We start from the raw sequence: 16,852 nt of genomic DNA on the forward strand, positions 1-16,852 counted from the left end.
GGTCGAGGACCGTCTCGGCCGGACGCTCCTCGTACTCGACGTTCCTCGTCACTGACCCCTGCTCTCGTAGTTCCGGACGTCGCGGTGCGGTGACACACCCCGGCGGTTTCAGGACAGGGCCGGGATGACCTCGCGCTCGAACAACTCGAGTCCGGAGGTGTCGGTGGCGATCTCGGGGAAGTAGAAAATGCCGTACTCCATTCCCAGCGCCTCGAGCTCGGTCAGCTTCTCGACGATCTGCTCCGGCGTCCCCACCGCCGGGAGCCCGCGGTACGCGCCGAGCTGAAGCTCTGCCTCGTCCTCACCGACGTGCGTCGCCATCCGGTCCTTCAGGTACGCCAGCCGATCCGCGACGTCCTTCTCGGTCTCCCCGATCGCCACGTTGTAGTTCGCGGTCCGGGTGATTTCCGCCGGGTCACGACCGAGGTCCCGACAGTGCCCGAACAGCACCTTCGACTTATGGTCGAAGCCCTCGGCGGTGCCGTCGAAATTGGTGTAATCCGCGTACCTCGCGGCGGTGCGGAGGGTCTTGCGCTCGCCCCCGCCCGCGATCCACAGGGGTATGCCGCTCTCCTGCAGAGGCGTCGGCTGCACGATCGCCCCGTCGACCCGGTAGTGCTCGCCGTCGAGTGAGACCACACCGTCGGACCACGCCTCGGACAGGATGCGCACACCCTCGTCGAGCATGGCCAACCGCTCACCCGCGGAAGGGAATCCGTAGCCGTACGCTCGCCATTCGTGCTCGTACCAGCCCGCGCCGATCCCCATCTCCACCCGGCCGCCGGAGATGTGGTCGACCGTCGCGGCGATCTTCGCCAGCAATGCCGGGTTGCGGTATCCGAGGCACGTGCACATCTGACCCAGCCGGACCCGGGAGGTGGTCGCACCGAGCGCCGACATCAGGCTCCATGCCTCGTGCGTCGCCTCGGTCGAGGTGAGGGGCGCGGTGTGCATGTGGTCGTACACCCACACCGACTCCCACGGCCCGGCGTCCGCGCGGGCGGCCAGGTCGGAGATGACCGGCCAGTGACGGGCGGCCGGCACGTCGACCAGGTCGAGGCGCCAACCCTGGGGCAGGAACAGTCCGAATCGCATGGAGCCGAGCCTAGCCCCGGAACCCGGCCCAGGTGGCCGACCCACGACCGGTTCCGACGGGTAGGCCAGCGCTACCAGATCAGACGCTGCGGTCCTCGTCGTCGTCATCGGGTGGGTCCAGCGTGCCGGCGGCGAGCACGAACCCGGCCGGACGGGGTCCGTCCGGGGCGCTGCCCAACAGCGCGACGCGCACCGTCGACTCGGTCGCACCGGGCTGCCGTTCGCCGATCCTCGCGTCGACAGGGACGTCCACGTCGGCATCGACGACCGCGGTCTCCACGTGCGCACCGGACCGGACCACGGCACCCGGCAGGATGACACTGTCGCGGACCCTCGCACCCGCTTCGATGACCGCCCCGGGCCCCACGACGGAATGCTCGACCGTCCCGTGGACCACCGCGCCGTGGCCGAGCAGTGACCCGACGACCTGCGCCGCCTCCCCGGTCCGGGCGGGACCGCTGAAGGCCGACGCGGTCCGCAGGGACCACCCCGGGACGTCCAGCTCGTGGACCGGGGACTCGCCGAGGAGGTCCATGTGGCCGGCCCAGTAGGACTCGACGGTCCCCACGTCCCGCCAGTACCCCTCGTGCCGCCACTCCCGGGCGTGCCCCGCCCCGACCATGGCGGGCAGGATGTTGTCCCCGATGTCGCCCAGGTCCCCGGCGCCGCCGGCGGTGACGACGTCCTCGTGGGCCCGCTCGAGGTAGCTGATGAGGGCGGTCGTGTTGAAGACGAAGATCTCCGCGCAGATCAGGTCGCCGTCCGGATCGTCCGGCTTGTAGCGGTACTCGGTGACGGCCCCGTCCTCGCCCACCCGGACCACGCCGTAGCGGGAGGCGTCCTCGGGGGCCACGCGAGTGGTGACCATGGTGAGCTCGGCGAACGAGTCCAGGTGATCGCGGACCAGTTCGTCGTAGTCGAGGCGGTACACCGCGTCCGCACTGACCACGACCGTGACGTCCGGGGCCGCCTCGCGCAGGGGCTCGATCTGCTTCCACAGTGCGTCCGCGGTCCCCGAGTGGAAACCGTCCCGGCCCGTGCCCTGCGACGGGTGCAGCACCAGCAGACCGCCGTCGAGTCGGTCGAGATCCCACGGGCGGCCGCTCCGCAGATGGGACCCCAGGGACACCGGATGGAACTGCTGCACCACCCAGACATCCCTCAGGCCCGAGTTGGCGGCATTGCTCAGGGAGAAGTCCACCAGCTGGTATCCGGCCCCGTAGGGAACGGCCGGCTTGGCCCGGTCCCGGGTGAGCGCACGGAGCCGGGAACCGGCTCCACCTGCGAGGACTATGGTGACGACCGACAGCGGCGCCATGCGAGGTCTCCTCTCCGGTCAGGCGTGGGACTACCCACCCCTTGCGAGTACGACACTCTAACCGGACTGCGGCGTCATCCCACCGGTCGCCCGGCACCGTGAGACCGGATCAGGCCGCGGCGGATCAGGCGGTGGATCAGGCGGTGGGCTCAGGCGGTGGATCAGGCGGTGGGCTCAGGCGGTGGACAACGCCGCGCCACACTCCTCCAACTCGTCCTCCCCGTCGAAGTACAGGGCCACGTACCGCCCGGCGACCTCGGCGACCTGCATCTCCATGTCGTAGACAGCCTTGAGGACATCAGTGCGCATGATCTCGGCCGGGGTGCCGTCGGAGACGATCCGCCCGTCCTTCATGGCGATGATCCGGTCGGAATAGGCGGCGGCGATGTTGATGTCGTGGATGACGAGCACGATGGTCTTGCCCCGCTCCGCGGCGGTGCGACGCAGCAACCGCATGATCGAGGTGGCGTGCCGGAGGTCGAGGTTGTTCAGAGGCTCGTCCAGCAGGACGTAGTCCGTGTCCTGTGCCAGCACCATCGCTATGTGCGCCCGTTGGCGCTGGCCACCGGACAACTCGTCGAGATACCGGTCGGCGAGGTCCTCGAGTTCCATCGCCCCCAGGGCGTAGTCGACGTGCTCGGCGTCGTCCGGGCCGGGCCTGCCACCGTTGTGGGGGAACCGGCCGAATCCGACCAGCTCCCGCACGGTGAGCCGGATGGAGACGGCGTTCTCCTGGCGGAGCACCGCGAGGCGGCGGGCCAGCTCACGCCCACCGTTGACCGACACGTCGACGCCGTCGACGAGCACCGTTCCGGAATCCGCCGCCTGGAGCCGGCTCATGACACCCAGCAGCGTCGACTTCCCTGCGCCGTTGGGCCCGATGAGAGACGTCACGCCACCGTGCGCGAAGCACGCGGTCACGTCGTGCAGGACCCGGGTGTCGCCGTAGGACGAACACACCGACCGCGCCTCGATACCGCACCCGGCCGACCACCGGTTCTCACCGGATCGGTCGTCACGGCGTCGGAACGGGAGAAGGGACATGATGTGCCTCTCTTTCAGCGTGCGCGGTTGGTCAGGAGCAGGAACAGGAACAGCAGGCCGCCGGCGAACTCGATGACGATGCTCAGGGCGGACTCGACGCCGAGGGCGCCGAGGACCATCTCGCCCCCAGCCAGGGCGATCACGCCCAGCAGCGAGGCCACCGGCAGGGTGAACCGGTGCAGGGTGGTGCCGAGCAGGGCGTACGCCGCGTTGGCGACGATGAGCCCGAAGAACATCACCGGCCCGATCAGGGCCGTGGAGGCGGACACCAGGAAGGAGACCACCACCAGGACCACGATCGTGACCCGGCGGTGGTCGACGCCGAGCGCGACGGCGGGATCGCGCCCCAGCAGCATCACGTCGAGTCGACGACCGAGGATCGCCACGGCCACCAGCCCGCCCACCACGATGACCCCGCACGCCACGAGCACGTCGAGTTGGACGCCCCGGAAACTCGCGAACATGGCGTCCTGGATCTGCAGGTAGGCAGCCGGGTCCAGCAGGCGCTGGAAGAACGAGGAGGCGGAGCGGAAGAACACGCCGAACACCACACCCACCAGCAGCAGCAGGTGGATGTCCGTCCTCCGACCGCCGAGCAGCCACAGGTACAGCGAGGTCGACGCGACCACCATGATCGCGGTCTGACCGAGGAACCCGGAGAGACCGCCGCTCGTCAGGCCCCCGATGACGGCGGCATCGCGCGGGATCATGAAGAACACGAGCATGGTCTGGATGAGCAGGTACAGCGAGTCGAAACCCATCAGCGCCGGCGTGAGGATCCGGTTGCCGGTGACGGTCTGGAAGATCACCGTCGAGACCCCGACCGCGACCGAGACCAGAACGATCGCCACCGCGTGGCGCGACAGTCGGTCGAGGGAGTAGGACCACGCCCTCGAACCGACGGTGTCCGGCAACCCGGAGAGGACGAGTGCGGCGAGCGCCGCGATGGCCGCGACAGCACACACGAGGGTCACGATCCACCGTCGACGGCGGTCGGCCTCCGCTTTCGTCCGCCCCCGGGTGAGGCTCTCCGGCGGTGCGACGAGGATGGCGGTCTCAGGCATTGCGCACCCCTCTCAGCATCATGGCCAGGAACACGGCGCCGCCGAGGATCCCGACGATCGTCCCGACGGGGACCTCGCCGGCACCGGGGGCGCCGCCGGCGAACAGCCCGGGCAGCGACCGGCCCACCATGTCGCAGATCAGGACGGTGACCGCCCCGAGCAGTGCCACGAGGGGCAGGCCCCGTCGGGCGTCGTCACCCACCAGTCGTGAGACGACGTTGGGAACGACGAGCCCGAGGAGCGGGAGGGCACCGACGGTGACCACGACGACGGCGGCGACCGCCGCCACGATCGCCATCCCGGCGGCGACGACGGTCTTGTGGTCGAGCCCGAGACCGGTCGAGACGTCCTCACCCAGGCCCGCCACGGTGAAGCGGTCAGCGGCGATGTAGGCGAGGACACCGAGGACCGCCACCAGCCACAGCAGCTCGTACCGCCCGGCCAGGACCGCCGAGAAGTCGGCGAGCATCCACGAGTTGAGCATCTGGAGAAGGTCGCGCGACAGGGCCAGGAAGGCTGCGACCGCCCCGATCACGGACCCGAGCATGATGCCGACGAGCGGCACCACGAAGGAGTCCGAGACGGGGACGCGACGGATGCAGGCGAGGAACAGGGCGGTCCCGGCGAGCGCGAACACCATGGCCACGAGCATCTTGGCCACGATCGGGGCGCCCGGTGCGATGATCGCCACCACCACCAGGCCCAGCCCCGCCGATTCGACGGTCCCCGCGGTCGACGGTTCGACGAAGCGGTTGCGGGTGAGCAACTGCATGAGCAGACCGGCGATCGCCAGCGACGCCCCCGCGAGGGCGGCGGCGGCGGTGCGGGGCAGACGGGCCTCGACGAGATAGACGCGGTGCGCCTCGGTGAGCCCGCCGGTGAGCGCGTCCCACACGGTGATGTCGGCCGCGCCGACGAACACGCTCGCGACGAGCGAGAGCACGAGCGCGACGACGCCGAGCGCCGGCCACAGCGAGGTGCGCTGCGGTCGGCGCTCGACCAGGGTCGTCGTCATGAGAAGTGGACTCCCACCGTCAGGAGACGGCGGAGTCGATCTCGTCGATCATCGACTCGAGGACGCCGATGCCGCCTCCGACGAGGTACCAGTTCTGGCCGTCCAGGAAGTGGACGTTGTCGTTGGTCGCGGCGTTGGTCCGGTTGAACAGCGGGTTGTCGAGCAGGGCGGTCGCGGCCTCTCCCTCGGCGCCGATCGCGGCGTCGCGGTCGATGACGAAGACGTGGTCGGGGTTCAGCTCGGCGATCTGCTCCCAGCTCAGCGGCGCGCCGTGGCTGCCCTCGGACTCGAGCTCACCAGCGGGCGTCATGCCGAGCTCGTTGAAGATGAGGTCGAAGCGTGAACCCGGTCCGTACCCCGTGACCTTGCCACCGGAGGTCATGAGCACCAGCGCCGTGCCCGCGCCCTCGGCCTTGGCGCGGGTCTCGGTGACCATCTCGTCGATCTCGGCGAGCTCGTCCGCGGCCTTGTCCTCGGCCCCGAACAGCGCGGCGATCTCCTCCACCTTGGCGCGGTTGGAGGCGATCGTCTCGGCGGTGTCCGGGTCGCCGGCGATCACCTGGTCGGAGATCTTGGCGAACTCGGGCTCCATCGCGCGGGTGCGGTTGCCGAACAGGATGAGGTCGGGCCCCAGTTCCGCGATCACATCCATCTTCGGCTCCTTGAGGCTGCCGATGTCCGTGTACTCGTCGCCCGCGTAGGCGTCCAGCGCCTCCGGGAAGACCCCGGTCTTGACCAGGCCGACGACGCGATCCTCGAGATCGAGCTCATCCAGCGTGTCGGCCGCGGCGTGGCTGGTGAGCACGACGCGGGTCGGCCCCTCACCCTCGTTCCCGGCGGACTGTGCATCCGAGCTCCCGCAGGCGGTCAATGCGCCACCGGTCAGGGCGATGGCGGCCGTCGCTGCGACGATCTTGGGGAATCGCTTCATGTCACTCCAAGGTTGGTTCGGAAGGTTAGGCTCACCTTAAACACCCTCGCGGCTCCTGGGCAAGTCTTAAGTATGGCTTACCTCACTTGGAGAGCATCGTCCGCCCCACAGCCCTCGGTTAGCGGGTGGCTCTCCGGCTCCCCCGGGGTATGGGGCGACCGGATGCGAAGAGCTGGCGGACGACGCACAATCGACGGCATGAGCACCGAACGCGAGTACGACCAGGACACCGACGGCGACTACGACGAGAACACGCTCGACGGCAGCGAAGGACTCGACGCCGACACCATCTCGACCGACGGTGAGGACCTCACCGTCGACGCGCCGGAGTCGTGGAAGCCCGTCGAGGAGAACGACTCCCTCGACGAGAAGCTGTCTGCCGAGCGCCCCGACGTCGACACCGCGGAGCCCGAGGACAAGGGCGTCGCCGAGGAGCCCCGCGACCAGATCGACGACCTCGACCCCGACGGCGAGACGCGCGTCCTCGGCGAGGCATAGAGCCCGGGCGGGGCGATCAGCCCCGCCGCCATGCCCGGCGGGAGGAGGTCTCGCGGTGAGCACCCCGAGCATCCCGGCGGCGATGCGCGCGCAGGATCGCCGTCGATTCCTCCCGCCGGAGGTCGTGGCCGACCACGAACTCGACGCCCCGCTACCGATCGGGTTCGGGCAGACCAACTCACAGCCGTCGACGGTCGCGGCGATGCTCTCGCTCCTCGAGCCGTTCCCCGGGATGCGGGTGCTCGACGTGGGCTCGGGCAGCGGGTGGACCTCGGCGATCCTCGGCGAACTCGGGGGGCCCGATTCCTCCGTGTCCGCTGTCGAACTCGTCCCCGAGCTGGTCGAACGCTCCCGGGCGGCGATACGACAACCCTGGGTACGTGTCCACCCCGCCGAGCCCGGGACGCTGGGCCTCCCCTCCCTCGCCCCGTTCGACCGCATCCTCGTCTCCGCGATGGCCGACGACCTCCCCTCGGAGCTCGTCGACCAGCTCACCGTGGACGGCGTCATGGTGGCGCCCTGGGCCGGGGTGATGCACCGCGTACGCCGGACCGATGACGGCATCGATGTGACCGAGCATGGCGGGTACCGGTTCGTCCCCCTGCTCCACACCCGATTCTGACCCCGTGACCCCGGCCACTATCCTGGGGGAAGTTTGTCCACCTCCAGAACCAGGAGCCCCTGATGGCCGACTTCCTCTACGAGGACCTTCTTCCCGTCGGGGAGGACACCACCGAGTACCGCCTCCTCACCACCGAGGGCGTGTCGACGGTCGAGGGCCCCGACGGGATGACCTTCCTGCGGGTGGATCCCGAGGCCATCCGTCTGCTCACCGAGACGGCGATGCACGACATCTCCCACTACCTCCGTAGTGACCACCTGGCCCAGGTCGCCAAGATCCTCGACGACCCCGAGGCCAGCGACAACGACAAGTTCGTCGCCCTGGACCTGCTCAAGAACGCCAACATCGCCGCGGGCGGCGTGCTCCCGATGTGCCAGGACACCGGTACGGCCATCGTCAAGGGCGAGCGCGGCCAGCACGTGCTCACGCCCGGTCCGGACGAGAAGGCCGTCGCCCGCGGCGTGTACGACGCCTTCACCCGGCTCAATCTGCGCTACTCGCAGAACGCCCCCCTCACCATGTGGGACGAGAAGAACACCGGGTCCAACCTGCCCGCGCAGATCGAGATCGGCGCCAACACCACCCCGGGCGGCGAGAACGCCTACAAGTTCCTCTTCATGGCGAAGGGTGGCGGGTCGGCCAACAAGTCGTTCCTGTACCAGGAGACCAAGGCGATCCTGAACCCCGACCGGATGATGCAGTTCATCGAGGAGAAGATCCGCTCGCTCGGGACGGCCGCCTGCCCGCCGTACCACCTGGCGATCGTCGTGGGCGGTACCTCGGCGGAGTTCGCGCTGAAGACCGCCAAGCTCGCCTCGGCGCACTACCTGGACGAGCTCCCCCGCGAGGGCGCGATGACCGGGCGTGGCTTCCGCGACGTCGGGCTCGAGGAGAAGGTCTTCGAGCTCACCCAGCAGATCGGGATCGGCGCGCAGTTCGGCGGCAAGTACTTCTGCCACGACGTCCGCGTCGTCCGCCTGCCCCGCCACGGCGCCTCGCTGCCCGTCGCGATCGCGGTGTCCTGCTCGGCGGACCGTCAGGCCAGGGCCAAGATCACCCCGGAGGGCGTGTTCCTCGAGCAGCTCGAGTTCGACCCGGGCCGGTTCCTGCCCACCACCACGGACGCGGAGCTCGACGCCGCAACCGACGGCATCTCCGGCACCGGCAAGGGCGCCGCGGTGCGGATCGACCTCAACAAGCCGATGCCGGAGATCCTCGCCGAGCTGAGCAGGCACCCGGTCAAGACCCGCCTGTCCCTGACCGGTCCGCTGGTCGTGGCCCGCGATATCGCGCACTCCAAGATCAAGGAGCGGCTCGACGCCGGCGAGGAGATGCCGCAGTACCTCAAGGACCACCCCGTCTACTACGCCGGACCGGCCAAGACGCCGGAGGGCATGCCGTCGGGGTCGTTCGGGCCCACCACCGCCGGCCGGATGGACTCCTACGTCGAGCAGTTCCAGGCGGCGGGCGGATCCATGGTGATGCTCGCCAAGGGCAACCGCTCCAAGCAGGTCACCGACGCGTGCGCGACCCACGGCGGGTTCTACCTGGGCTCGATCGGTGGTCCGGCCGCGCGTCTGGCGCAGGACTGCATCAAGCACGTGGAGATCGTCGAGTACGAGGAGCTCGGCATGGAGGCGGTGTGGAAGATCGATGTCGAGGACTTCCCCGCCTTCATCGTGGTGGACGACAAGGGCGAGGACTTCTTCGCCCACACCGGCGAGGTCACGCTGACGATCGGCAAGCGCCCCGGCCTCTGACCTGCCCGCGTTCCCGCGTTCCCGGGTTCCCGCAGATCTGCTACTCGTTTTCCGGATCCGCTACTCCATATCGAGTAGCGGATCCGGAATGCGAATAGCGAATTTCGTAGGGGCGACGGGTGGGAGTCCGAGTCAGGCGTCGGCGCCCGCAGCCGCCGCGTCGATGGCCGCCACGTCCAGCTTCACCATGTCCATCATCACCGCGAACGCGCGCGCCGCCGCCTCCCGGTCCTCGCCGCGCCACAAGTCGTAGAGGGACTGCGGCGCGACCTGCCACCGCACTCCGAAGCGGTCGATCAGCCACCCGCACTGCACCTCACGGCCCCCTCCCGCGAGCAGGCCGTTCCAGTAGTGGTCAATCTCCGCCTGGTCGGCGCACCGGATCTCCAGGGAGATCGCGTCGGTGTACTCGGGTTCCGAGCCGCCGTTGAGCGCGATGAACGGCCGCCCGTCGAGCTCGAACTCCACGGTGAGCACGTCCCCCGCCCTCGGCCCGGGAGTGTCGACGGGACTGGTGTCCACGGCGACCACGCGCGAGTCGGGGAACACCGAGCAGTAGAACTCGGCGGCCTCCTCCGCCTGGGTGGCGAACCACAGACACGTGGTCATCACGGCCATCGCGGCCTCCTCCCGGGGCTCGCCCGGTCGGACAGGTCGCCCGCTCCCAGTGTCCACCGGCCCGGCGCCCCTGGAAAGGACTCGGTCATCACGGTTCGGCATCGGCGGCGGCGGTGGGCGGGGTGGGCCCGACGGGTGGGCGGCTAGGATCTCCGGCATGGACAGGATCATGCGTGTCCTCGCCCCCCTCGCTCTCGCCGTCACCCTCGGTGCCGGTCTGGTCGCCTGCTCCGCCGACGACGGTGGCGGCGCCGGTGAGTCCGCCGCCCCGGTGTCCTCGACGGAGACGGCGACGACGACGAGGTCGACCCCCGTCCCGGGGCCCGCGGACTCGGGCGTCGACATCCCGGTGGCCGTTGCGGACCGCTGGAACGAGCTCGGCGGCGAGCAGGGCGATCTCGGCCGGGTGACGGGGCCGCCGACGGCTGTGGAGGGCGGCTCGGTCACCGACTTCGAGCGGGGGGCGATCGTGCTCACGCCGTCCGGGAACGCGTTCGTGGTCCAGGGCGAGATCCTCGCCGCCTACCGCGAGGCGGGCGGCCCCGCCGGTGAGCTGGGCTTCCCCGTCTCGGACGAGACGACGACCGACGGCGGGTGGATCTCGGCGTTCGAGAACGGCACGATCGCGTTCCTGGACGGTCGGCCGGTCGTCGAGGTGCGGTGACGACCACCGCGCCGGGCGAGTAGCACCCGTGGAGACCGTCGCGATCTACCTCGTCGTGGTGTTCGGGTGCGGGTTCGTCGCCCGGATGATGCGCCTGCCCACCCTCATCGGTTATCTGGCCTCGGGGTTCATCCTCCACGCGCCCGGCATCGAGGCCCTGCCCGTGGTGGACTCGCTCGCCGACCTCGGCGTGACGATCCTGCTCTTCACCATCGGGCTCAAACTCGACGTGCGGATGCTCCTGCGGCGTGAGGTCCTCGCCACGACGGCCGCCAACCTCCTGGCTGTCGCGGGACTGACCGCCGGCTTCCTGGGGATGCTGTCCATCATCGGGGTGCGGTTGCTGGCCGGCGCGGACTGGCAGGTGGTGGCCCTGCTCGGCTTCGCGCTGTCGTTCTCCAGCACCGTCTTCGTCGTCCAGGTGCTCGACGTGCGGTCCGACGCCCACACCCTCTACGGCCGGGTCGCGATCGGCATCCTCGTCCTGCAGGACGTGGTTGCGGTCGCGTTCCTCACGGCGATGACGGGCGCCCCGCCGAGCCCGTGGGCGTTGGCGTTGCCATTGTTGCTCCCCGCGGTGTGGCTTGTCCGCCGGGCCTGGAGCAGGCTGGGTCACGGCGAATTGCAGGCGTTGTTCGGGATCACCATGGCGCTGGTGCCGGGGTACTGGTTGTTCGAGAGCGTCGGCATAAAGGGCGACTTCGGGGCGATGGTGGTGGGGGTCCTCCTCGCCTCGCATCCGCGCGCCGCCGAGTTGTCCCGCACTCTCTTCGGCCTCCGCGAGCTACTGCTCGTGGGTTTCTTCGTCTCGATCGGTCTCCACGTCACCCCCACCCCGGAGACTCTGTTGCTGGGCCTCCTGCTCGTGGTGTTGCTCCCCCTGGAGGCCGCCGTGTTCACCCTGGTGCTGGCGGCGTTCGGGCTGCGCAAACGGACCTCGATCCTGGCGGGCCTCGCGCTGGCCAATTTTTCGGAATTCGGGCTCATCGTCACCGCGACCGGGGTCGATGCGGGTCTCGTCGAGCAGGACTGGCTAGTGGTGGTGTCGGTCGCGGTCGCCGCGAGCTTCGTGATCTCGACGCTGGTCAACCACCGCGGGACGCGGCTCGTGGCGCGGTTGTCCTCGCTCGTACCCACCCTGCGGGACGAGCGCACCCACCCGGAGGACGCCCCGCTCGACATCGGTCACGCCCGGGTGCTGGTCCTGGGGGTGGGCCGGGTGGGCCGCGCGGTGCGGGACCGTCTGGCCGACGAGTATGGTCTGACGGTCGTCGGCGTGGAGAACGACCCCGTGAAGGTCGCCAGGCTCCGCGAGCAGGATGTCCACGTGATCGAGGCCGACGCGACCGACGACGACTTCTGGGACCGCTGCGTGAACGACGAGAAGGTGGACATCATCGTGCTGGCCATGCCGTTCCACGGCTCGAACCTCATCGCTCTCGAGCAGGTGGACGCGCGGGACTTCGAGGGCACCGTCGCGGTGGTCGCCCAGTACGACGACGAGAGGGACGAACTCATCGCACGGGGAGCGGACGTGGCCTTCCACATCTTCGAGGGCACCGGGGTCGGTCTGGCCGACAGTGCCGCGGAGGCCGCGGGGGTGCGGGAATGAGGTCTGCGGAACGACGACCCTCCGCCGTGCCGCCGATCCCCACACCCACACCCACCGCGTCGGTGCCCGCCACGATGCTCCTCGCACTCGCGCTCACCGGGGCGATCGGGCCGTTCGCGACCGACACCTATTTGCCCGCGCTGCCGCTGATCGTCGAGGAGTTCCGGATCACGGCCTCCACCGCCCAGCTCACCCTCACGGCGTTCATGGTCTCGCTGGCGGCGGGGCAGCTCGTGATCGGGCCCCTCTCCGACCGGGTGGGGCGGCGGACGCTGCTCGTCCTGGGCTCGGTGGGCACCGCACTCGCGGCAGTGGTGTGCGCGCTGGCCCCGTCCATCTGGATCCTGGTGCTCGGACGCGTCGCGCAGGGCTTCGCCGGTGCGGCCGGGATCGTCCTGAGCAAGGCCGTCGTGGTGGACGTCGGGCGCGGTGCGGGCGTGGCCAAGGCGTTCGCCACCCTCATGGCGATCCAGTCCGTCGCCCCGGTCATCGCACCGCTCATCGGCGGCGCGGTCGTGCCGTTCGGCGGCTGGCGGAGCGTGTTCTGGCTACTGGCCGGCCTGTCCGCCATCACGGTCGTCGGGGTCCTCGTCGCCGTGCCGGAGTCGCTCCCGGCCGCGTCCCGCCGTACCGGGAGTGTGCTGTCCACCGTGTCGGACATGCGGGGCGTCGCCACCCATGGCCCGTTCATCGCGCGCGTGTCGGTGTTCGTGTTCACCTTCGGCGTCCTGTTCGCCTACATCTCCGCCAGCCCGTTCATCTACCAGGACATGGTGGGCCTGTCCCCCACCGCGTACTCGGTGGCGTTCACCGTCAACGCGCTGGGGATCCTGGTCTCGAACCTCGCGGGCGCCCGGCTGATCGGCCGGTTCGCCCCGGAGAAGATCATGCGCACCGGCGTGGTGGGCATGGTGACGGCGATCGTCCACCTCGTCGTCGTCGTCGCCCTCTCCCCCGCCGGCACCCTGGGGTTGGCACCGGTCACCGTGGGGTTCGTCCTGCTCACCCTGTCCGTCGGGTTGGTCCTGCCCAACGCCGCGGCACTGTCCATGCAGGCCACCCGGGGCCGCTCGGGCTCCGGATCGGCGCTCCTCGGCGCCGCCCAGTTCGGACTCGCCGCCGTGGTCTCCCCGCTCACCGGACTCGCCGGACCGCACTCGGTGATCCCGCTGCTCGTCGTGATGGGGGCGTGCGCCGTCCTGGTCGTCGCGGCGACGTGGGCGGTGATCAGCCGGCCAGTGCGCGCCACGTGAGCGCTGCGGCGAGCGCCCCGACGGCGTTGAACGCCCAGTGCAACCCGATCGGGGCCAGGAGGCTGCTGCTGCGGCGACGGATCCAGATGAACCCGGCCCCGGCCACCGAGGTCGCGGTCACCGCCAGGCCGATCCCCGCGAGCTGACCCGCCAGACCGGTACCGAAGACCTGTGCGAGGCCGGCGTTGCCGGCCGTGAGCCCGAGAGACGACGTGACGTGCCACAGTCCGAACGCCGATGACCCGATCACGAACACGCCCGTGGTGCCGAAGGTCCGCTCGAGCGCCCCCTGCAGGACCCCGCGGAACGCGAGCTCCTCGGGCAGGACCGTCATCAGGGGGATCAGCACGAGCGCCGAGAACACCGCCATGCGCAGGTCCGAGTAGCGCTCGGACAGGAAGAACGGGCTCGTCGCCGGGATCAGGCACCCGGCCGTGACCACGGCCGCCACCAGCACCGTCGCCGCGAGACCGTACGCCAGCCCGCGGGGCATGTGCCGCGCCGCCAGCCCCAGGTCCGACCACCGCATCCACCGCGCCTTGGCGACCACGACCAGCACGAGAACGGCCAGCGGCACGATCCACTCGCGGAAGGGCAGACCCGCCAGGTTGGCGGTGAGATTGATGGCGACCAGCGTGGCCAGGACCGCGGCGACGCCCGCCACCCCGCGCACACGGGAGCGGCCGGACAGGGACGTCGACGTCGTGGTCATCAGTCGCGACGATACCGCGCGGCCCGTCCGTACCAGGGGTATGGTGACACGGACGACCACGTCACGTGACGGGGTGTCCACCATGGCAACGGTGACGACGACCGCGTCCCGCGCCCTGACCGGCGCCCGCCGCAGGGTGGGCCTAGTGGTCCATTCCCGGGTGGCGGGTGACGACGCCGACGCGAGACGCCAGCAGATCTGGCACTCCGAGGGCGAACGCTGGAACTCCCCCGACGACGCCATCTGCCGCGTCAACGGAGACGCCTCCATGTTCGCCGGCGGACTCACCGCACTCCTCCTACAGTCCCTGCACCCGCTGGCCATGGCCGGGGTGGCCGACCACAGCGACTACCGCGGCGACCCGTGGGGGCGCCTCCAGCGCACCTCGCAGTTCATCGCCACCACGACCTTCGGCACGATCACCGACGCCTCCCGGCTCATCCGGGAGATCAACGGTGCGCACCGCGCGGTATTGGGCACCGACTACCGGGGGCGCCCCTACGACGCCCGCGACCCCCACCTCCTGCGCTGGGTCCACGTCGCCGAGATCTGGAGCTTCCTCGAATGCCACCGCCTCTACTGGCGCGAGCCGCTGACGCCGGCCGAACGAGACGACTACGTACGACAGGCCTCGAGAACCGGGCTCATGATGGGCGCCGGGGAGGTGCCCCTCACCGTGCGCGACCTCGACGCGGCGTTGGAGGGGTACCGGCCGGAGCTCGAGGCCTCGCCCGCCGCGCTCGACGCGCGCCACTTCCTGCTCGACGGACCACCGATGGGACTGACCGACAGGCCCGCCTACGCGCTGCTGCGGGAGGGAGCCGTCGCGGCGCTGCCGGGGTGGGCCCGGACGATGCTCGAACTCCCCGACGGGCCGCTCGGATCCAGCGGACTCGGACGGGCATTGGGACGCGCCGGTGTCTCCTCACTGCGCTGGGTCCTCGACGCGACCGAGTGACGCGGCGCTACCCTGTGACGATCCGACCCTCCGGGGTCGGCCCTGTCGTCCGCGGGTTCCCCCCGCCCGTTGAGAAGTGAGGTCTGTGATGGCCGGTGGACTCGCCGCCCTGCTCGATGACGTCGCGGTGCTCGCGCGCATGGCAGCGGCCAGTACCGACGACGTCGCCGCCGCCGCAGGCCGCGCCGGCGTGAAGGCCGCCGGCGTGGTGGTCGACGACACCGCCGTGACCCCCCAGTACGTCCGCGACGTCGACCCGTCCCGCGAACTGCCCATGATCCGCAAGATCGCCATCGGGTCACTGGGCAACAAGGCGATCATCATCGTCTTCGCACTCCTGCTCAGCCAGTTCGTGCCGTGGATCCTCACCCCGATCCTCATGCTGGGCGGGCTCTACCTCTGCTTCGAGGGGGCGGAGAAGGTTTGGGAGCGGGTCTCCGGACACCACGAGGAGGCCGCCCCCGTCGTGGACCGGGGCCCGGACGCCGAGGCGAAGATGGTCCGCGGCGCCGTGACCACCGACTTCATCCTCAGCGCCGAGATCATGGTGATCTCCCTCAACGAGGTCGCATCGGAGTCCTTCTGGTCCCGGGCGATCATCCTGGTCGTCGTGGGGCTGGGCATCACCGCGCTCGTCTACGGCGTCGTCGCGGTGATCGTGAAGATGGACGACGTCGGCCTCCACCTGGCGGGGAGGGAGTCCCCGGGTGTGCAGCGGTTCGGCCACGGTCTGGTCAAGGCCATGCCGACGGTGCTCGAGGTGATCTCCTTCGTCGGCATGCTGGCCATGCTGTGGGTCGGTGGCCACATCCTCCTCGTGGGGCTCGACGAACTCGGCGTGACGGGGCCGTACCACCTCGTACACGTCCTGACCGAGCCCGCGGCGGGCGTCGCGGGCGTCGGCGCGGTACTCGCCTGGCTCGTCGACACGGCGTGCGCACTGGTCTTCGGCCTCGCGGTGGGCGCGGTGGTCGTGGCGATCATGCACCTGATCCCGCGACGGAGCTCCGGGTCGCACGCCGGGGCGGACGCCGACTCCGACGCCGGGTCCGGCACCGACGCCGGGGGCGCGCGCGGTGACCACGGCGGGGCGACCCGAACGAGGACGGGAGAGGACACCGGCCACTGATGCTGTTCACGGTGGGGCACGGCAGGTTGGATCGCGACGAGCTGGCACGGTTGCTCACCGGCGCCGGCGTCGAACTCCTCGTGGACATCCGGCGCTTTCCCGGGAGCCGCGCGAACTCCGCCGCAGCCAAGGGCGCGGTGCCCGAGATCGTCGGCGAGGCGGGGATCGACTACCGCTGGGAAGAGGACCTCGGCGGCCGCCGCAGCCTCACCGCCGACCGGCGCCGGGCCTCCCCCGACACCTGGTGGCGGGTCGAGGCGTTCCGCGCCTACAGCGCCTGGACCCGGGACCCTGCATTCCGCGCCGCCCTCGATCGGGTCGTGGCCGACGCCCGATCGCGACAGGTCGCGGTCATGTGCTCGGAGTCGGTGTGGTGGCGCTGCCATCGTCGGATCGTCGCCGACGTCGTCGCCACGGTCCACGGTCTGCCCGTGGGGCACCTGATGCACACCGGAAAGATCACCGAGCACAGTCCGAGCGAGGGCCTGCGGCTCGACGAGCACGGCGAACCGGTCTGGGATGGCTGACCCCGCGCGGCCGGCGTCACCGATGGCCTAGT

The 16,852-nt window shown here is 70.3% G+C and carries 17 protein-coding genes; 9 read left to right on the top strand and 8 right to left on the bottom strand.

Going from position 1 to position 16,852, the window contains the following annotated elements; all coding sequences use genetic code 11:
- Positions 1–108: 108 nt before the first annotated feature.
- The 6 genes from G6R20_RS07405 to G6R20_RS07430 all read right to left on the bottom strand — a co-directional run bounded on the left by G6R20_RS07405 (position 109) and on the right by G6R20_RS07430 (position 6,467).
- Positions 109–1,095 carry a TIGR03560 family F420-dependent LLM class oxidoreductase gene (locus tag G6R20_RS07405; RefSeq protein WP_163375966.1) on the bottom strand — a complete coding sequence of 329 codons (987 nt, stop codon included), beginning with the start codon at positions 1,093–1,095 and terminating at the stop codon, positions 109–111.
- A gap of 79 nt (positions 1,096–1,174) precedes the next feature.
- Positions 1,175–2,413, bottom strand: coding sequence for a sugar phosphate nucleotidyltransferase (locus G6R20_RS07410; RefSeq protein ID WP_163375967.1), 1,239 nt, complete (start codon positions 2,411–2,413; stop codon positions 1,175–1,177).
- A gap of 174 nt (positions 2,414–2,587) precedes the next feature.
- The gene (locus tag G6R20_RS07415; protein WP_082924023.1) at positions 2,588–3,457 is read right to left on the bottom strand and encodes an ATP-binding cassette domain-containing protein; all 870 of its coding nucleotides are present in this window, start codon (positions 3,455–3,457) and stop codon (positions 2,588–2,590) included.
- 14 nt (positions 3,458–3,471) lie between these two features.
- Positions 3,472–4,521 (bottom strand): iron chelate uptake ABC transporter family permease subunit, encoded by a 1,050-nt coding sequence (locus tag G6R20_RS07420; protein WP_163375968.1) that lies wholly within the window; start codon positions 4,519–4,521, stop codon positions 3,472–3,474.
- A complete protein-coding gene (locus G6R20_RS07425; RefSeq protein WP_163375969.1) occupies positions 4,514–5,536 on the bottom strand; it encodes a holin in 1,023 nt (340 codons plus the stop codon). Before G6R20_RS07425 ends, G6R20_RS07420 begins: the two co-directional genes overlap by 8 nt.
- A 19-nt stretch (positions 5,537–5,555) precedes the next feature.
- Entirely contained in the window at positions 5,556–6,467 is a 912-nt protein-coding gene (locus G6R20_RS07430; RefSeq protein ID WP_119191761.1) for an ABC transporter substrate-binding protein, read from the bottom strand.
- Positions 6,468–6,665: 198 nt separating this feature from the next.
- Between G6R20_RS07430 and G6R20_RS07435 the strand changes: the two genes are divergently transcribed.
- The 3 genes from G6R20_RS07435 to G6R20_RS07445 all read left to right on the top strand — a co-directional run bounded on the left by G6R20_RS07435 (position 6,666) and on the right by G6R20_RS07445 (position 9,347).
- On the top strand, positions 6,666–6,965 hold the full coding sequence (locus G6R20_RS07435) for a hypothetical protein (protein WP_163375970.1): 300 nt from the start codon (positions 6,666–6,668) through the stop codon (positions 6,963–6,965).
- 55 nt (positions 6,966–7,020) lie between these two features.
- The gene (locus tag G6R20_RS07440; RefSeq protein WP_240341318.1) at positions 7,021–7,587 is read left to right on the top strand and encodes a methyltransferase domain-containing protein; all 567 of its coding nucleotides are present in this window, start codon (positions 7,021–7,023) and stop codon (positions 7,585–7,587) included.
- Positions 7,588–7,649: 62 nt separating this feature from the next.
- Positions 7,650–9,347, top strand: a complete 1,698-nt coding sequence (locus tag G6R20_RS07445; RefSeq protein ID WP_163375971.1) for a fumarate hydratase — start codon at positions 7,650–7,652, stop codon at positions 9,345–9,347.
- Between the two features lie 132 nt (positions 9,348–9,479).
- On the opposite strand, the gene G6R20_RS07450 is transcribed toward G6R20_RS07445, so the two are convergent.
- Entirely contained in the window at positions 9,480–9,965 is a 486-nt protein-coding gene (locus tag G6R20_RS07450) for a VOC family protein (RefSeq protein WP_163375972.1), read from the bottom strand.
- Positions 9,966–10,122: 157 nt separating this feature from the next.
- Here G6R20_RS07450 and G6R20_RS07455 point away from each other — a divergent pair, with 157 nt between their 5' ends.
- The 3 genes from G6R20_RS07455 to G6R20_RS07465 are packed head-to-tail and all read left to right on the top strand — an operon-like array spanning position 10,123 to position 13,494.
- Entirely contained in the window at positions 10,123–10,629 is a 507-nt protein-coding gene (locus G6R20_RS07455; RefSeq protein ID WP_119191758.1) for a hypothetical protein, read from the top strand.
- 28 nt (positions 10,630–10,657) lie between these two features.
- Positions 10,658–12,241 (top strand): cation:proton antiporter family protein, encoded by a 1,584-nt coding sequence (locus G6R20_RS07460; RefSeq protein ID WP_163375973.1) that lies wholly within the window; start codon positions 10,658–10,660, stop codon positions 12,239–12,241.
- Positions 12,238–13,494 (top strand): multidrug effflux MFS transporter, encoded by a 1,257-nt coding sequence (locus G6R20_RS07465; RefSeq protein ID WP_163375974.1) that lies wholly within the window; start codon positions 12,238–12,240, stop codon positions 13,492–13,494. Before G6R20_RS07460 ends, G6R20_RS07465 begins: the two co-directional genes overlap by 4 nt.
- Here G6R20_RS07465 and G6R20_RS07470 read toward each other — a convergent pair.
- Positions 13,469–14,206 (bottom strand): CPBP family intramembrane glutamic endopeptidase, encoded by a 738-nt coding sequence (locus G6R20_RS07470; RefSeq protein WP_067718502.1) that lies wholly within the window; start codon positions 14,204–14,206, stop codon positions 13,469–13,471. The genes G6R20_RS07465 and G6R20_RS07470 overlap by 26 nt on opposite strands.
- 82 nt (positions 14,207–14,288) lie before the next feature.
- On the opposite strand from G6R20_RS07470, the gene G6R20_RS07475 reads away from it, so the two are divergent.
- The 3 genes from G6R20_RS07475 to G6R20_RS07485 all read left to right on the top strand — a co-directional run bounded on the left by G6R20_RS07475 (position 14,289) and on the right by G6R20_RS07485 (position 16,820).
- Positions 14,289–15,164 (top strand): oxygenase MpaB family protein, encoded by an 876-nt coding sequence (locus G6R20_RS07475; protein WP_119191756.1) that lies wholly within the window; start codon positions 14,289–14,291, stop codon positions 15,162–15,164.
- A gap of 88 nt (positions 15,165–15,252) precedes the next feature.
- Positions 15,253–16,293, top strand: a complete 1,041-nt coding sequence (locus G6R20_RS07480; RefSeq protein ID WP_067718505.1) for a DUF808 domain-containing protein — start codon at positions 15,253–15,255, stop codon at positions 16,291–16,293.
- Complete coding sequence (locus G6R20_RS07485; RefSeq protein WP_067718508.1) at positions 16,293–16,820, top strand: DUF488 domain-containing protein; 528 nt, start codon at positions 16,293–16,295, stop codon at positions 16,818–16,820. Before G6R20_RS07480 ends, G6R20_RS07485 begins: the two co-directional genes overlap by 1 nt.
- The last annotated feature ends 32 nt before the right edge of the window (positions 16,821–16,852 follow it).

Source organism: Dietzia sp. Alg238-R159 (assembly GCF_900537145.1).
GTDB classification, from domain to species: domain Bacteria; phylum Actinomycetota; class Actinomycetes; order Mycobacteriales; family Mycobacteriaceae; genus Dietzia; species Dietzia kunjamensis.

What these genes read in the sequence shown, in the direction of transcription:
- G6R20_RS07405 (WP_163375966.1), bottom strand. Translation starts at nt 1,095, where the DNA reads ATGCGATTCGGACTGTTCCTGCCCCAGGGTTGGCGCCTCGACCTGGTC.
- G6R20_RS07410 (WP_163375967.1), bottom strand. Translation starts at nt 2,413, where the DNA reads ATGGCGCCGCTGTCGGTCGTCACCATAGTCCTCGCAGGTGGAGCCGGT.
- G6R20_RS07415 (WP_082924023.1), bottom strand. Translation starts at nt 3,457, where the DNA reads ATGTCCCTTCTCCCGTTCCGACGCCGTGACGACCGATCCGGTGAGAAC.
- G6R20_RS07420 (WP_163375968.1), bottom strand. Translation starts at nt 4,521, where the DNA reads ATGCCTGAGACCGCCATCCTCGTCGCACCGCCGGAGAGCCTCACCCGG.
- G6R20_RS07425 (WP_163375969.1), bottom strand. Translation starts at nt 5,536, where the DNA reads ATGACGACGACCCTGGTCGAGCGCCGACCGCAGCGCACCTCGCTGTGG.
- G6R20_RS07430 (WP_119191761.1), bottom strand. Translation starts at nt 6,467, where the DNA reads ATGAAGCGATTCCCCAAGATCGTCGCAGCGACGGCCGCCATCGCCCTG.
- G6R20_RS07435 (WP_163375970.1), top strand. Translation starts at nt 6,666, where the DNA reads ATGAGCACCGAACGCGAGTACGACCAGGACACCGACGGCGACTACGAC.
- G6R20_RS07445 (WP_163375971.1), top strand. Translation starts at nt 7,650, where the DNA reads ATGGCCGACTTCCTCTACGAGGACCTTCTTCCCGTCGGGGAGGACACC.
- G6R20_RS07450 (WP_163375972.1), bottom strand. Translation starts at nt 9,965, where the DNA reads ATGGCCGTGATGACCACGTGTCTGTGGTTCGCCACCCAGGCGGAGGAG.
- G6R20_RS07455 (WP_119191758.1), top strand. Translation starts at nt 10,123, where the DNA reads ATGGACAGGATCATGCGTGTCCTCGCCCCCCTCGCTCTCGCCGTCACC.
- G6R20_RS07465 (WP_163375974.1), top strand. Translation starts at nt 12,238, where the DNA reads ATGAGGTCTGCGGAACGACGACCCTCCGCCGTGCCGCCGATCCCCACA.
- G6R20_RS07470 (WP_067718502.1), bottom strand. Translation starts at nt 14,206, where the DNA reads ATGACCACGACGTCGACGTCCCTGTCCGGCCGCTCCCGTGTGCGCGGG.
- G6R20_RS07475 (WP_119191756.1), top strand. Translation starts at nt 14,289, where the DNA reads ATGGCAACGGTGACGACGACCGCGTCCCGCGCCCTGACCGGCGCCCGC.
- G6R20_RS07480 (WP_067718505.1), top strand. Translation starts at nt 15,253, where the DNA reads ATGGCCGGTGGACTCGCCGCCCTGCTCGATGACGTCGCGGTGCTCGCG.
- G6R20_RS07485 (WP_067718508.1), top strand. Translation starts at nt 16,293, where the DNA reads ATGCTGTTCACGGTGGGGCACGGCAGGTTGGATCGCGACGAGCTGGCA.